At 55.7% G+C, this 15,169-nt stretch carries 13 protein-coding genes; 3 read left to right on the top strand and 10 right to left on the bottom strand.

Annotation, left to right across the window (positions count from 1 at the left end; translation table 11 throughout):
• Positions 1–63: 63 nt before the first annotated feature.
• On the bottom strand, positions 64–1,608 hold the full coding sequence (locus tag FDK21_RS02120) for a 2-isopropylmalate synthase (RefSeq protein WP_138147342.1): 1,545 nt from the start codon (positions 1,606–1,608) through the stop codon (positions 64–66).
• Between the two features lie 671 nt (positions 1,609–2,279).
• On the opposite strand from FDK21_RS02120, the gene FDK21_RS02115 reads away from it, so the two are divergent.
• On the top strand, positions 2,280–3,992 hold the full coding sequence (locus tag FDK21_RS02115; protein WP_114009408.1) for a Cache 3/Cache 2 fusion domain-containing protein: 1,713 nt from the start codon (positions 2,280–2,282) through the stop codon (positions 3,990–3,992).
• Between the two features lie 93 nt (positions 3,993–4,085).
• On the opposite strand, the gene FDK21_RS02110 is transcribed toward FDK21_RS02115, so the two are convergent.
• The 7 genes from FDK21_RS02110 to miaA form a co-directional block, all read right to left on the bottom strand.
• Positions 4,086–4,763: a hypothetical protein gene (locus FDK21_RS02110; protein ID WP_138147341.1), complete on the bottom strand. Its 678-nt coding sequence runs from the start codon at positions 4,761–4,763 to the stop codon at positions 4,086–4,088.
• Between the two features lie 18 nt (positions 4,764–4,781).
• Positions 4,782–5,705, bottom strand: coding sequence for a PhzF family phenazine biosynthesis protein (locus tag FDK21_RS02105; protein WP_138147340.1), 924 nt, complete (start codon positions 5,703–5,705; stop codon positions 4,782–4,784).
• Positions 5,706–5,904: 199 nt separating this feature from the next.
• Positions 5,905–6,924: a ketol-acid reductoisomerase gene (gene ilvC / locus FDK21_RS02100; protein WP_114009411.1), complete on the bottom strand. Its 1,020-nt coding sequence runs from the start codon at positions 6,922–6,924 to the stop codon at positions 5,905–5,907.
• Between the two features lie 200 nt (positions 6,925–7,124).
• Positions 7,125–7,874 (bottom strand): pyridoxine 5'-phosphate synthase, encoded by a 750-nt coding sequence (locus FDK21_RS02095; protein ID WP_138147339.1) that lies wholly within the window; start codon positions 7,872–7,874, stop codon positions 7,125–7,127.
• A gap of 35 nt (positions 7,875–7,909) precedes the next feature.
• Positions 7,910–8,452 (bottom strand): acetolactate synthase small subunit, encoded by a 543-nt coding sequence (gene ilvN / locus FDK21_RS02090; RefSeq protein WP_114009413.1) that lies wholly within the window; start codon positions 8,450–8,452, stop codon positions 7,910–7,912.
• A gap of 44 nt (positions 8,453–8,496) precedes the next feature.
• The gene (locus tag FDK21_RS02085) at positions 8,497–10,266 is read right to left on the bottom strand and encodes an acetolactate synthase 3 large subunit (protein WP_246657472.1); all 1,770 of its coding nucleotides are present in this window, start codon (positions 10,264–10,266) and stop codon (positions 8,497–8,499) included.
• Positions 10,267–10,562: 296 nt separating this feature from the next.
• Positions 10,563–11,531 carry a tRNA (adenosine(37)-N6)-dimethylallyltransferase MiaA gene (miaA, locus tag FDK21_RS02080; protein ID WP_138147338.1) on the bottom strand — a complete coding sequence of 323 codons (969 nt, stop codon included), beginning with the start codon at positions 11,529–11,531 and terminating at the stop codon, positions 10,563–10,565.
• Between the two features lie 57 nt (positions 11,532–11,588).
• Here miaA and serB point away from each other — a divergent pair, with 57 nt between their 5' ends.
• Positions 11,589–12,482 carry a phosphoserine phosphatase SerB gene (serB, locus tag FDK21_RS02075; protein WP_138147337.1) on the top strand — a complete coding sequence of 298 codons (894 nt, stop codon included), beginning with the start codon at positions 11,589–11,591 and terminating at the stop codon, positions 12,480–12,482.
• A 16-nt stretch (positions 12,483–12,498) separates the two neighbouring features.
• Here the strand turns inward: serB and FDK21_RS02070 are convergent, their stop codons facing one another.
• On the bottom strand, positions 12,499–12,942 hold the full coding sequence (locus FDK21_RS02070; RefSeq protein ID WP_138147336.1) for an Lrp/AsnC family transcriptional regulator: 444 nt from the start codon (positions 12,940–12,942) through the stop codon (positions 12,499–12,501).
• A gap of 82 nt (positions 12,943–13,024) precedes the next feature.
• On the opposite strand from FDK21_RS02070, the gene FDK21_RS02065 reads away from it, so the two are divergent.
• Positions 13,025–13,630, top strand: a complete 606-nt coding sequence (locus FDK21_RS02065) for a LysE family translocator (protein WP_138147335.1) — start codon at positions 13,025–13,027, stop codon at positions 13,628–13,630.
• Between the two features lie 12 nt (positions 13,631–13,642).
• On the opposite strand, the gene FDK21_RS02060 is transcribed toward FDK21_RS02065, so the two are convergent.
• Positions 13,643–15,133: a Do family serine endopeptidase gene (locus tag FDK21_RS02060; protein WP_138147334.1), complete on the bottom strand. Its 1,491-nt coding sequence runs from the start codon at positions 15,131–15,133 to the stop codon at positions 13,643–13,645.
• Between the last annotated feature and the right edge of the window lie 36 nt (positions 15,134–15,169).

The following is a 15,169-nucleotide window of genomic DNA, read 5'->3' as shown; positions in this document are numbered from 1 at the left end:
CTGACGGGAAAGAAAAAGGGCGGGATGTCTCCCGCCCTTTTTCGCATGGGATTGATCTGTTGATCAATTCAAACTTGTTTGTGCATTCTGAATCTGCTTTTCGCGGCGGGTCATCAGCTTGTTCAAGGCCGACACATACGCCTTGGCAGAAGACACCATCGTGTCGGTATCAGCCGAGCGTCCAGTCACGCGATTGCCATTCTCATTCAGACGGCACGCCACTTCAGCCTGTGCATCGGTTCCCTCGGTCACCGCACTGACCTGATACAATTCCAGCCGTCCTTCATGATCGATCATCTGTTTGATGGCATTGAAGATGGCATCCACCGGACCATCGCCCGTTGCTTCCTTGGTTACATGGCTGCCGTCGATATCCAGCGTCACAATCGCCTTCTGCACGCCACCCGTGCCAGCAATAACGGTCAAGGCGATCACCTTGATCTTCTCGGATGCCCCGGCCACTTCGGTATCGACCAGAGCCTCGATATCCTCGTCGAAAACATGCTTCTTCTTGTCTGCCAAATCCTTGAAGCGGTTGAAGGCATCCTGCAAGGCATTCTCGCCCAACTCATAGCCCAATTCTTCCAGCTTCTTCTTGAAGGCATGGCGGCCGGAATGTTTGCCCATCACCAAATCAGTGCCAACAACACCCACATCTTCCGGCTTCATGATCTCGTAGGTTTCGGCATTCTTCAGCATGCCGTCCTGATGGATGCCGGACTCATGGGCAAAGGCATTCTTGCCGACAATCGCCTTGTTATACTGCACCGGGAAGGCAGAGACCGCCGACACCAGCTTTGAAGCACGCGTCAGGAATTTCGGTTTGATATTGTTGGCATATGGATATTCGTCATTGCGGGTACGGATCGCCATCACGATCTCTTCCAATGCCGCATTGCCGGCCCGTTCGCCCAACCCATTGATCGTGCATTCGATCTGACGCGCGCCGCCCTTGACCGCAGCCAGAGAGTTGGCAACAGCCATGCCCAGATCATTGTGGTTATGGGTCGAGAAGATCGCCTTGTCGGAATTTGGCACGGTCTCGATCACCCGCGAGAACAGCGACCGGATCTCGTCCGGCGTGGTGTAACCGACCGTGTCGGGAATGTTGATGGTGGTAGCGCCCGCATTGATCGCGGCTTCCACACAACGGCACATGAAATCGAATTCCGTCCGGGTACCGTCCTCACAGGACCATTCCACGTCATCAGTCCAGTTGCGGGCACGGGTGACAGATTCGATCACCTTTTCATAGACCCGGTCCGGCTCCATCTGCAGCTTGTATTTCATATGCAGCGGGCTGGTGGAAATGAAGGTGTGAATGCGACCGCGCTTGGCATGCTTGATCGCCTCCCCTGCTCGATCAATATCCTTGGCCCCGGCACGCGCCAAGCCGCAGACCACGGCATTTTTCACCGCTTTGGCAATTTCGGATACGGCTTCAAAATCACCATTGGAAGCGATTGGAAAACCCGCCTCGATCACATCGACACCCATCTCGTCGAGGATGCGCGCCACCTGCAACTTTTCTTCCAGCGTCATGGACGCGCCGGGAGATTGTTCGCCATCGCGCAAGGTGGTGTCAAAAATGATAATATTGTCAGTCATCGAATTCGTCCTGATTTGGCCGCCCCAGTGGAAATGCAGATCTGAAAACTGGTCACGCGGCGAGAAAGTATCTGGCTGCTTGAAAAGTCATCCCCTGAAGATCCGCCGCCGATCGTTTCGGCGCCTGTCGATGTTCAGGGGCAGATTAGGAGGAGACCGGACTGAAGACGTGCGAGAGCGCTGGGAGCCTGCAGCTCAACCAAGGCAGTCTGACCAATTTTGCTCATCTGAGCGGTCATATTGTCTCTCACGGTCTGTCGACCACCAATCGTGGTCATTCATAGTCTGATGGCAAAGTTCTAACCGAACAATAACAACACCACAAGCATGAATTTTGAAATATTCCAATAGAAAATGCTGCCAAAAGCGATATGGGGCTGCAATCAATACAAAAATGCAACGAGGGTTATGGCAATCAAGCGCAGTGCGATCCAATCCCTCCGTAACCACAAGTAGGCCTCCCGGACGCGTGCAACAACCGCATTAACCTCTCAACAAGCATTCTGCAAAAATGTTTGATTATAAGTGCTTGGCAATATTCTCCCGCAAGTTTCCCTTAACTCTTAGTTAGTACGATAATTCGAAAATAAAAACAAATTTGCTCAAAAAAATTGGGCACTGACGACCAGAAGACAATACAAACCAGCCAATGACCACAAGGACCACCAATCATGCAGCTCCTTGCAAATCTCAGGATGACCCAAAAGGTCACCTTCATGATCACGGCAGCCGTTCTGGTTTCCATGATCTCCCTCGCGACTGTCACTTGGGTTATCATCGACGGAAAGGTCCGATCCGATGTTGTGGAACGGCAAGCTGCCAGCATTCGCGCTGCCGCCCAGATTTTCGAATCCAACGTTTCCGGTGCATCGATTTCTCGTGATAGCAAAGGCGACATCACGCGAATTTCCATGGACGCCCTTCCGACCTTTGAAAATCATGACATGATCGATTTGGTTGGCTCGGTCACTGGTGAAACCGCAACGGTCTTTGCATGGGATGAAGAAAGCCGCGATTTCTGGCGCAAGACCACCAACATCAAGAAAGATGGTGGGGCGCGCGCCGTGGGCACACCACTGGGTCAGAAGGGTGCTGTCTATCCGGTGATCATGGCCGGCAAGGCCTTCAATGGCGAAGCCATCATTTTGGGCAAAGCCTACTACACGCTCTATCAACCCATTTTCGATAACAGTGGCAAAGCCATCGGTATTCTTTATGTCGGCATCGAACGGGCCAACGTCGACGCTGTGCTCTATGACATCACCACAGCTCTTCTGATTGGCTCCCTGATTGTTGCTGCCGTCATTCTTGCCTTCGCCTTCGTCGTCGTCAGCCGCATGATGAAACCATTGCCAAAGCTGACTGGCATTCTGGTTGGTCTGGCGCGCGATGAAGAGGCCTCGCATATTCCGTTCCGCGATCGCAAGGACGAAATCGGTGATATGGCCGCCGCCATCGAAGTGCTCAACCAGCACAACATCCACCGCCATTCCCTCGAAGCCGAGAAGAGCAAGGACGAGAAGGCGCGCGCAGAGCGCGAGCAGTCCATCCTGCGTATGATCGGTGATTTCGACGCCAACATTCAGTCAGCACTGAAAGTGACCCGCGAAAACACCCAAACCATGGAAGGCACCGCAGAGCGGTTGTCATCCATCGCGGAAAGCACGTCCAGTCAGACCAACGAAGCGTCCAGCATTTCCCATGAGGCTGCCAGCAATGTGCAGGCCGTGGCATCTGCCGCTGAAGAGATGGCTGCATCGATCGAGGAAATCACCCGTCAGCTGGGTCAGACCCAGATCGTGGTCAACCAGACCACCGAAGAAGCCCGCATGACCAACGACAAGGTTTCAAGCCTTGATGCCGCAGCCCAGAAAATCGGCGTCGTGGTCAGCCTCATTCAGGATATTGCCGAACAGACCAACCTGCTGGCGCTCAACGCCACCATCGAAGCGGCCCGCGCCGGAGAGATGGGCAAGGGCTTTGCGGTTGTGGCAGCGGAAGTCAAGGAGTTGGCCAACCAGACCTCCAAGGCAACCGAGGAAATCTCGTCTCAGATCAGCGGCATTCAGAATTCCTCGAAGGAAGCCGTCTCTGCGATTGCCAAGATTGCCACGACGATGGATCAGGTCAATGAATATACCAATTCCATCGCCGTTGCCGTCGAGCAGCAGAGTTCGGCAACCTCCGAGATTTCGAGCAATGTTCAGCAGGCTTCACAGGGCACGCAATTGGTGACCGAACGGATTGCCTCGGTCAATGGGTCAGTCACCGAGACCCACCAGTCCGCCACCAGCGTTCTGAACGCGTCTCGCTCGTCGGCAGAACAGACCGCCCTGCTCAATCAACGCATTGAGGCCTTCCTGAAAGACATTCAGGCAGCCTGATCCAACAGTTGGATAACGGAAAGCAATCAGACAAACAAAAGCCCCGCTTCCCTTGAAGAGCGGGGCTTTTTCATGGCTTCATCCCGAGCCGGATCAATCTTGCGTCAGACTGGAGAGATAGGCCGCTGTAGCGGACGGAATGGTCCATAGAGATGCCTGCCCGGAGTCGACACCGTCCGCAGCTTTGGCCATCGAGGCCTGTGCCAGTGCAATATGGCTATAGGTAGGATTGTCTGATGGGAAAGAGGCAATAGCCTCATTCAGACGCGCCAGATATCGATCCATATCGCCCGCCAGAAAATGATCCCAAACCTTAGGCACCAGAATGACGTCAAGCGGCACATTGTCAGCCTTCATCACGCCTTGACGCGCCTTGAACAAAGCCGTTGTCGGGTCAACACTGCTCGGAGCAACCACCAAAACCGCCACTGAAGTCGCTTTGGACGAAGCAATCGCATCAGCCAGAACCGCATCTGCCAGAATCTGATCGGTACGCAACACGGCCTGACCGGACGAATGCATCTTGTCTGCCACCGCACCAATGCTCGAGCAGGTCAGCAACACCAGATCCGCCTCAGCCAGCCCCTTATTCAAGGCAGCAGCAACATCGTCTTCAAGCGCAGGGCTGACGCCACCCTCGTCCGTTGCACGTGCCAACAAATCCGGGCGCACCTGATGACAGGACACATCAAAGCCAGCAGCCACAGCTGCCGCATCAAAAGGCGCTATATTGCTCTCCACCGTATGCAGAAAAGCCAAACGGTCAACCATCAAATCCCTCCCCTGAGGTCAGATATAAAGTGCGCCGGATGCAACCCGCACGGCCTTGCCGCCGATCCGCGCTGCCTTGATGGCTTCCCCTTCCACATCCAGTTCCAGATGGATGATCGATGGCCGCTCCATCTCGAAGCCCTGCTCTATGATGTAGGCGTTGGACCCCTTCATCGGTCTGTCAAATTTCCGAATGACGCCGCTGAAGGCCGCAACAGCCGACCCGGTGGCAGGATCCTCGACAATCCCCATACCGGGCGCAAACATCCGCGTATGAAAATTCGAGGTATGTTTGACGGTCTCCCGGCTGTAGACAAAGGCATCATTGTGGGCATGAGACCCAAAGGCGGTGTTCCAACTCGGCATCACCGGCTTGGCCCGCTGAACCGCATCAAGGTTTTTCAGCGGCACCATGGCAAAAGGAACACCGGCGGAATAAACCGTCGGCACGTGATTTTCGAAGCCAATATCCTCGATATGCAGCCCCAGAGCGGCCGCAATCTCGTCTTTCGAACCAAGCGCCATGGCCACCGGTTCAGCCTCCTTGGGCAGTTCAAACACCGCCTCCCCGCAGCCATCAGGATCGATTTTGACAGCACAGCGCACCAGCCCGATTTTCTCCTCGAGCACCACCATGCAATCCATTTCCTTTTTCACTTCGGCGCATTTTTCCAGCCCCAGAAGCACTGCCGTGCCCACCGTGGGATGCCCGGCAAAAGGCAACTCAAGCTGAGGCGTGAAGATACGCAAGGACGCATTGTGCGCCGGATTGCTTGGAGCGCAGACAAACACTGTTTCAGAGAGATTGAACTCTTTGGCGATTTTCAGCATCTGCTCGTCCGACAGGCCTTCGCTGTCCAGAACCACCGCCAGCGGATTGCCCGCCAACGCCTCATCAGTGAAGACATCAAGGATAGAATAGCGTCGTGCAGATTTGGACATGGCAAGATCCTGCAATCATAAAAACGGGGAATTTACAGCTTAGGCACAAAGACGATCATTCACCAACGCTCAGCCCATAGCTTGGGTTATTTCCGACAAATCAAACCAAGCAAGTTTGAATCAAACATTAACACGGCACAAATCAAAAATCCCGGCCACGTGGACCGGGATTTTCCAAAAGTGTCTCAGCAGAAAAAGCTTAGTTTTTCGACTTGTCCACCATGGCTTTTTCCTTGATCCAAGGCATCATCTCACGCAACTTGGCGCCGACTTCCTCGACCTGATGGGCATCATTGCGGGCACGCACAGCCTTGAAGGAGGTCTGGTTGACCTTGTTTTCCAGCATCCAGTTGCGCACGAAGGTGCCATCCTGAATGTCGGTCAGAACTTTCTTCATCTCTGCCTTGGTGTCCGACGTGATCACCCGTGGGCCGGTGACATATTCGCCATATTCAGCGGTGTTGGAGATGGAGTAGTTCATGTTCGCGATGCCGCCTTCATAGATCAGGTCAACAATCAGCTTCATTTCGTGCACGCATTCGAAATAGGCCATTTCCGGAGCATAGCCAGCTTCGACAAGCGTTTCAAAACCGGCACGCATCAGCTCGACAGCACCGCCACACAGAACAGCCTGTTCACCGAAGAGGTCGGTCTCGCACTCTTCCTTAAAGGTGGTTTCGATAACACCTGCACGGCCACCGCCATTGGCGGATGCATAGGACAGAGCCAGATCATGGGCATTGCCGGTTGCGTTCTGAGCAATGGCGATCAGGGTCGGCACACCAGCGCCGCGCAGATATTCACCACGAACCGTATGACCTGGGCCCTTTGGAGCCACCATGGCAACGTCGATGTCAGCGCGTGGCTCGATCAGATTGAAGTGAACATTCAGACCATGAGCGAAGAGCAGCAGAGCGCCTTCTTTCATGTTGTTGTGCATGTCTGCATAATAGATGTCAGCCTGCAGCTCATCCGGGGTCAGCATCATGACAACGTCGGCCCAAGCGGATGCTTCAGCAACGGTCATGCACTTCAGACCTTCGGCTTCAGCTTTCTTGCGCGTGGAAGATCCTTCACGCAGAGCGATAGCGAGATTGGCAACGCCGGAGTCACGCAGGTTCAGAGCGTGGGCGTGGCCCTGGGAGCCATAACCAACGATGGCAACATTCTTGCCCTTGATCAGATTGATATCCGCATCGCGATCATAATATACGCGCATTATATTTTCCTTTTCCCTCGCTGTCGGCTTCGAAAGTTTCCCGAACAGCCTCTGAATTGGTCGAAACAGAAAGATTTGAACCACGGCCTAAAATAAGTGTTAGCCCACGTCAAGTCCAAACCATGTGAGACGACACCGAAAGGCGTCGCGAATTTTGTGTTTGCGGCTCGGCCATCAGCCTTCGCCGCAGAAATGAGAGCCTATCTCTCTCCCATAGAGACCTGAAAGCGTTTGACGCTCTCTGCAAAGCCGTAGATCAGCGCATCCGCCACAAAACCATGACCGATCGAGACTTCCTCGATATAGGGCACCTCTGCAATGAGAGCTGGAAGATTGTCCGGTGTCAGATCATGCCCCGCATTGACTGACAGGCCGACCTTGCGAGCCGCTTCCGCGGTTTCAATAACCTCCTCCAATCGAGCACTTTCCTGCTCCAGATCGTCATAGCAGGCCCCGTAAGGCCCGGTATAAATCTCGATCCGATCCGCCCCGACCGCAGCCGCCTTGGCAGGCTGGGCCGGATCCGGGTCAACAAACAGCGACACCCGCATCCCGGCCTTTTTCATCCGCTTAACACAAGCACGCAACAAAGCGTCATTGGCTTCGAAATCCCAGCCATGGTCCGAGGTCGTCTGCGCCGGATCATCGGGCACGAACAACACCTGATCGGGCTTGGCTTCCTCGCACAGGGCAAGAAAGCGCTCGTCCGGATAGCCTTCAAGACACAGTTCCTTGGCAGGAAAATCGCCTCTAATCATCTCTGCCAGATCCCGCACATCCTGTCGGCGAATATGGCGCTCATCGGGGCGAGGATGCACCGTGATGCCCTTGACTCCCGCCTCCAGCGCCAGCCGGGACAGCCCCGTCACACTTGGCCATGGCAGGTCGCGTCGGTTGCGCAGCATGGCAACCGCATTCACATTGACACTCAGTCGCGTTTTCATTGGCATTCATTCCATGATCAAAGCTTCATCGGCGACCCGGATCAGGTCTTGTCCCGTCCGCGCCTTAGAGCAATCACCCCGGTCCGGCACACCTCGACAAGGCCGAGCGGTTCCATGATGGTGATGAATTGCTCAATCTTCTGTGTCCGTCCGGTCAGCTCGAAGACGAAATGCTCCTGTGTCGCATCGATTACCGAAGCGCGGAAGGCATCTGCCAGACGCAAGGCTTCCACCCGCTGTTCGCCAAGGCCGGTCACCTTGACCAGAGCCAGTTCGCGCTCCAACGGCTTGATTTCACTCAACGACAGATCAGCCACCTCGTGAACTGGAATGAGCCGTCCCAGCTGGGAGCGGATCTGTTGCAGGACCTGAGGCGTTGCGGTGGTCACGATGGTGATACGGGAGATATGCTCCTCGTGTGAGGTTTCCGAAACAGTCAACGAGTCAATGTTATAGCCCCGTCCGGAGAAAAGGCCAATAACACGCGCCAGCACGCCGGGCTCGTTATCAACGAGCACCGACAAAGTGTGCGTTTCTTCCACAGTCGAGACTTCTTCGATGAAATAGGCAGATCCTTGTTGCATCTTGCCGTTCCTTCTCTTGAATTCAAATGTCGGTGATACAGCGATCAGACCAGCTTCTTGCCAGCGTCTCCGATTGCGGTTGCGATTTTCTCTGCATCCTCTGCTTCGTCAGACAGCAGCATGTCATTATGCGCCCGACCCGACGGGATCATCGGGAAGCAGTTGGCAAGCTTGGCCACACGGCAATCGAACAGAACCGGCCCGTCATAGGCAATCATTTCATCGATGGCTGCATCCAGATCATCGGGATGATCACACATGATGCCATGGGCACCATAGGCGTCCGCCAGCTTGACGAAATCAGGCATAGCCTCAACATAGGAGTTCGACATCCGGTTGCCATGCAGCAGCTGCTGCCACTGGCGCACCATGCCCATATATTCGTTATTGAGGATCATCACCTTGACCGGCAGGTTATACTGCACACAGCAGGACAGTTCCTGAATGGTCATCTGGATCGACGCATCCCCGGCAATGTCAATCACCAGACTGTTGCGATGTGCGGTCTGCACGCCCATTGCCGCCGGGAAGCCATAGCCCATGGTGCCAAGCCCACCGGAGGTCATCCAACGATGCGGCTCTTCAAAGCCGAGGAACTGCGCTGCCCACATCTGGTGCTGGCCCACCTCGGTGGTGATATAGGTATCCTTGCCCTTGATCTTTTCATTCAGACGCTGCAACGCATATTGCGGCATGATCACATCGTCATTCGGGCGATAGGCAAGGCAGTTGCGCTTGCGCCAGATCTTGATCTGCTCCCACCAGTCGGCGGTTTCCGACTTGGCCGGCTTCTTGCCACTGGCCCGCCAGATGCGGACCATGTCTTCGAGCACATGACCGACATCGCCGACAATCGCCAGATCCACCCGGACGATCTTGTTGATCGAGGAGGGGTCGATATCGATATGGATCTTTTTCGAATTGGGCGAGAAGGCATCAAGACGCCCGGTGATGCGGTCATCGAACCGTGCCCCAATACACAGCATGACGTCACATTCATGCATGGCCATATTGGCTTCATACGTGCCGTGCATCCCCAACATCCCGAGCCATTCGTCACCAGAGGCCGGATAAGCCCCCAACCCCATCAGGGTCGAGGTGATCGGATAACCGGTCAGGGAAATTAGCTCCCGCAGCATCTGACAGGCTTCGGTGCCTGAATTGATGACGCCGCCGCCGGAATAGATGACGGGTCGCTTGGCACCCAGCAACATATCAACGGCTTTGCGAACGCTTTCCAAGTCCCCCTTGACCTGCGGATGGTAGGTCTTGTGGCTGATGTTGGACGGACCATGATAGGTGCCGGTCGCGAACTGAACATCCTTTGGAATATCGACAACAACCGGCCCCGGACGCCCCGAACGGGCAACATAGAAGGCTTCATGCAGAATGCGCGGCAGATCCTCGATATGACGGACCAGATAATTGTGCTTGGTGCAGGGACGAGTGACACCGGACGTATCGCATTCCTGAAAGGCATCGCTGCCGATCAGTGCAGTGGGCACCTGCCCGGTGATGCAGACCAGTGGAATGGAGTCCATCAGCGCATCGGCCAACGGGGTCACGGCATTGGTGGCACCCGGACCGGAGGTTACCAATAGCACGCCAACTTTGCCGGTGGAGCGAGCATAGCCTTCGGCCGCATGGCCTGCACCCTGTTCATGGCGCACCAGAATATGCTCAATGTCTTCCTGCTGAAAAATCTCGTCATAAATCGGGAGAACCGCTCCCCCGGGATAGCCAAAGATATGGTCAACGCCCTGATCTCTCAGAGCTTGGATAACCATTTCAGCACCAGTCATCTGACGTGTCATTTATCCATTCCTTAAACTGACTTTGGTCCTGCCGAACACTTCGACTTTGCTTGAACACACATAACAGTCTTGTGTTTCCTGCGGGCAATAAAAAAGGGCCCTCAAAGGCCCCAGATGCGCACCACCATTTGCAACGGTCAATCAACCATCGCAGCGGCGCGCCTTCCCACTAGAATCACAAGAATATTTCGCATAATAAGCTCAGTCTTTTCGTTCGTTTCGCGTGGCACGTTAGTCCCTCCCCTCCATTAGGTCAACCCGCTTTAAACAGGATTCTTAATTCTTAGGGTAATTTTCTACACTCTTTCCTCGCCTTTGCTTTTCAATTCTATCAAAAAATGCGCAATGGCAGCCTCGGCAGTCTCAAAATGCGGCCATTTGTCCATCTGATTGCGGATCCATGTCATTTGCCGTTTGGCATAGCGACGGGTGTCCCGTTTGCAAAGGGCGATCGCTTCGTCATACGAGATGCGGCCATCTGCAAAGGCATTGAGATGCGCCACCCCGATGGCCTTCATGGCGGGCAAGTCCGGGTCGATCCCCAAAGAGGCCAGATGTCGCGCCTCCTCAATGCCGCCCAGTTCCACCATCTGGTCAAAGCGCTTCTCGATCTTGCCATAGACCAGTTCGCGCGGTGGCAGCAGCACCATCCGCATCGAATCCTCCACGATGGAGGTGTCATGACGCATGGCATCCTCCGCCTGCCAGTCGAGCAGGGATTTGCCAGTCTCATCAAGAATTTCCAGCGCCCGCAGGATTCTCTGCCCGTCGGCCGCCTTCAGGGTCGCTGCCATCGCTGGATCACGGTCTGAAAGAATGGCATGCAGTGCCTCCGGGCTGCCGAGGCGGTGAAGCTCTCCCGCCCAATGGGCCCGCACTGCATCGGACACCTCGGGAATGGCATTCAGCCCCTCAAGCAATGCCTTGTAATAGAGCCCCGTGCCGCCAACAAGGATCGGGCAGCGGCCGCTCGCGCGCACATCCTTGATCGCCGCCACCGCGTCATCCAGCCAGCGTCCCACCGAATAACGCTCGGAAGGAGGCACATAGCCATAGAGCCGATGCTCGATGCCCCCCATTTCATCGGCTGTCGGACGGGCGGACAGGATCAGCATTTCGTCGTAAATCTGCATGGAATCGGCGTTGATAATCACCCCGTCCACCATTTCCGCCAACCGCACCGCAAGAGAAGACTTGCCGCTTGCCGTTGGCCCGGCTATCAACACCGCAGAAGGCGCAGAAGAGAGTTTTGTTCCGTCTGTCATCGTCCGATCATTGCCGCCTCCTCAAATGGGGAGGCACCAATCCTTGCTGGGGGATCCATGTCTTTCACTCTGACCGTCATCAGCGCACCGGCAAAGCCTGCCGTCACCGCCGACCTCGTGGCCAAGATCCGCTCTGTCATCAGGGTCGATACAGACTTTACATGGCTTATGGAAGGGGTTGCATGCGATTTTGTCATCCCCAAGCATCCTGATTATGCCAATTTGCGGGCCGAACTGCGCGTGGCCCTCAGCAATGCGGGCGTCGACATGGCCCTGCAGCCCAGCGAAGGCCGCAAGAAAAAGCTGCTGCTGGCCGACATGGACTCCACGATGATCCAGCAGGAATGCATCGATGAGCTGGCCGACGAAGTGGGCCTGAAAGACAAGGTCTCCGCCATTACGGCACGTGCCATGCGCGGCGAGATTGACTTTGATCCCGCGCTGAAGGAACGCGTTGCCCTGCTCAAGGGGCTTGATCTCAGTGTCGTTGATCAGCTATTTGCCAAGCGCATCACCTTCACCCCCGGCGGCAAAAGCCTGATCCAGACCATGAAGGCCAATGGTGCCTATTGTGCTCTGGTGTCCGGCGGCTTCACCCATTTCACCGCCAAGGTGCGCGAAAGCCTCGGCTTTGACGAAGACCGCGCCAACATCCTGCTCGAAGCAGGTGGCAAATTGACCGGCGAGGTCGGCATGCCGATCCTCGGCAAGGACGCCAAAAAGCAGCGCCTGCATGAATTGATCGCCGAGATGAACATCACCGCAGCCGACAGCCTCGCGGTTGGCGATGGTGCCAATGATCTGGCCATGATCCAGGATGCGGGCATGGGCGTGGCTTTGCATGCCAAGCCGAATGTCGCCGCGCAGGCCGAATTTGTCATCGACCATGGCGACCTGACCGCTCTTCTCTTCCTGCAAGGCTATAAGGCCTCGGACTTCATCACCACCTGAGAGACAAAGCCGCGGCCTATCCGCGTTCATCCTTGGGAGACGACATCACCGCATAGCTAGTGATGGACGTCACCTGAGGCAGCGCCCCCAGCACATCTGTGTGAAACCGTTTGTAGGCCGCCAGATCCGCAACCTCGACCCGCAGCATATATTCAATCGTGCCGGTGACATTGTGGCATTCCTTGACCTCCCGCGCCGCCAGAATGGACCGCTCAAACGCCAATTGTGATGCCTTGGTGTGATCCTTCAGCCCCACCCCGATCAGCGCCACAAAGCTGTTGCCAATCTTGGCCGGGTCTATCACGGCCCGATAGCCTGTGATCACCCCCTTCTGCTCCAGATCCTGCACCCGGCGCAAAACAGCCGAGGCTGACAGCCCGACCCGCTTGCCCAGTTCGGTATGCGTCATCCGGCCATCGCGGCTTAACTCACGCAAGATTTTTTCGTCAAATTGATCCATAGATCACAAACTATGCGATTTAAGATCCAGCTGCACGTAATTTTGCAGAAATTCTCCATCAAATCGCCGCTAATCTTGCGCCATGACATATGAAACGCTCTTTCCGCTGGTGCTTTACGCCTTCTCAACCTCCATCACCCCTGGTCCCAACAATCTGATGCTTATGTCGTCAGGGGCCAATTTTGGCCTGACCCGAACCCTGCCCCATCTGGCAGGAATTTCATTCGGCTTCACTTTGATGACGGTGGTAATCGGCGTCGCCTTGATGGATGTGCTGGCAGCCCATCCCGCCATTCTTCAATGGCTGAAAGTGATCTGCTTTGGCTTTGTGCTTTATCTGGCATGGCGCATTCTCACCTCTTCCGCCCCAGATCCAGAGCGCAGCAAACGCGCCCGCCCATTGGCCTTTCACGAGGCCGCTGCCTTCCAGTGGCTCAATCCCAAGGCCATAGCCATGGCACTGACCACCATCACCGCCTATACCCAGCAGCAGTCCGTCTGGTCGATCTTGTTGGCGGCAAGCATATTCGGGCTGATCAATGCGCCCTCTTGCAGCGTTTGGATTCTGCTTGGTCAAAGCCTGCGCAGAGTTCTGCAGCGCCCCGCAACCCTGCGATTGTTCAATGCTGCAATGGCCAGTCTTCTGGTGCTATCAATGGTGCCTTTGCTGCTCAGTCTGGGCACCTGAGAGGCTCTCGCCCTACTCCAGCTTGAGCGGCACAAAGACCAACTCACCGCCATCGGGCCGCGCCAGCAGCAACACGATGGTGGTCTTGCCCTCGGCCTTCAGCGCCTCGACCCGCTCGATCACCCCTTCGGGCGTCGAGACAATTTCCTGATTGATCTCGACAATCACCATCCCCTGCACAATGCCCTTCTGGGCTGCAAGGCTGTCAGGCGCGACCTGATGCACAACCACGCCTTCCACCTGATCCCCCAGATTGTGCTTCTTGCGTTCAGCTTCCGTGAGGTCCGTCAGCGCCATACCGAACAGCGAGGCCTGCATTGCCGGTGCTTGCTTCAGTCTGGGCAGAGACGTCTGGTTTGCTTCCAAATGTCCCACCACAATCGGCAACACCATTGTGTGCCCTTTGCGCACCAGACGCACCTTCACCTGATCGCCAATAGCGCTTTCAGCCACCAGCCGGGTCAGATCACGCACTTCATGGATGGCCTTGCCATCATAGGAAAGAATGACGTCGCCGGGCTTCAGGCCGGCTTTTTGTGCCGGGCCGTCCTGATTGACCCAGGAGACCAGAACGCCACGATCCTGCGACAGGCCAAGCCCCTCGGCCAGATCTTGTGAAATCTGCTGAATGCGAATCCCGAGCCAGCCACGGCGTGTTTCGCCGAAGGATTTGAGCTGATCCACCACCCGGCGCGCAATGTCTGCCGGAATGGCAAAACCAAGGCCGATGGAGGAACCGGTCGGCGAGATGATCGCCGTATTGACCCCGACCACATTGCCATACATGTCGAACAGGGGACCGCCGGAATTGCCCCGGTTGATTGCGGCGTCGGTCTGGATGAAGCTGTCATAAGGTCCGGTATTGATGTCCCGATTGCGGGCCGAGACAATGCCGACAGACACCGAGCTGCCAAGACCGAACGGATTGCCAATCGCCATCACCCAGTCACCAACCCGCACATCTTCATCAGTCGCAAAGGAAACGACTGCCAGTGGTTCGGTCACTTCGATCTTCAGAAGCGCCAGATCGGTTTTGGTATCGCGTCCGACAAGCCGCGCCTCGTGCCGCGATCCGTCGGCCAACTTGATGGTGATCTCATCGGCTTCGGAAATCACATGATGGTTGGTGACAATCAACCCTGAAGCGTCGATGACAAAGCCAGATCCGAGCGACTGCACACTTTGCTTGCGGCTGCCCCCCTCACCATTCTGTTCGAAGAAATCCTCGAAAAATTCCTGAAAGGGAGAGCCATCAGGGACCCGTGGAATGGGAATGCTCGATTTGGCATCCACCACCGAGCGGGTGGATATATTGACCACGGCTGGCATCAAACGGTCTGCCAGATCGGCCACGGAACGCGGGCCGGTCGCTGTCTTGTGCCCGGCCTTGGCCAGATCTGCACAAGCAAGCGAGACCAACGCAGCCAGCAGAACCACCGATAGCGAAGGAATTTGGCGGGCAACCGGCCTCAGTCCCTCGCTGACAAACGCGCGAAAAATCATCCCAGTCCCCCTCGCCAAACCGGTTGATCGCATCAA

Source organism: Cohaesibacter sp. CAU 1516 (genome assembly GCF_005771485.1).
Lineage (GTDB): Bacteria > Pseudomonadota > Alphaproteobacteria > Rhizobiales > Cohaesibacteraceae > Cohaesibacter > Cohaesibacter intestini.
This window is presented reverse-complemented; position numbering and strand designations above follow the sequence as displayed.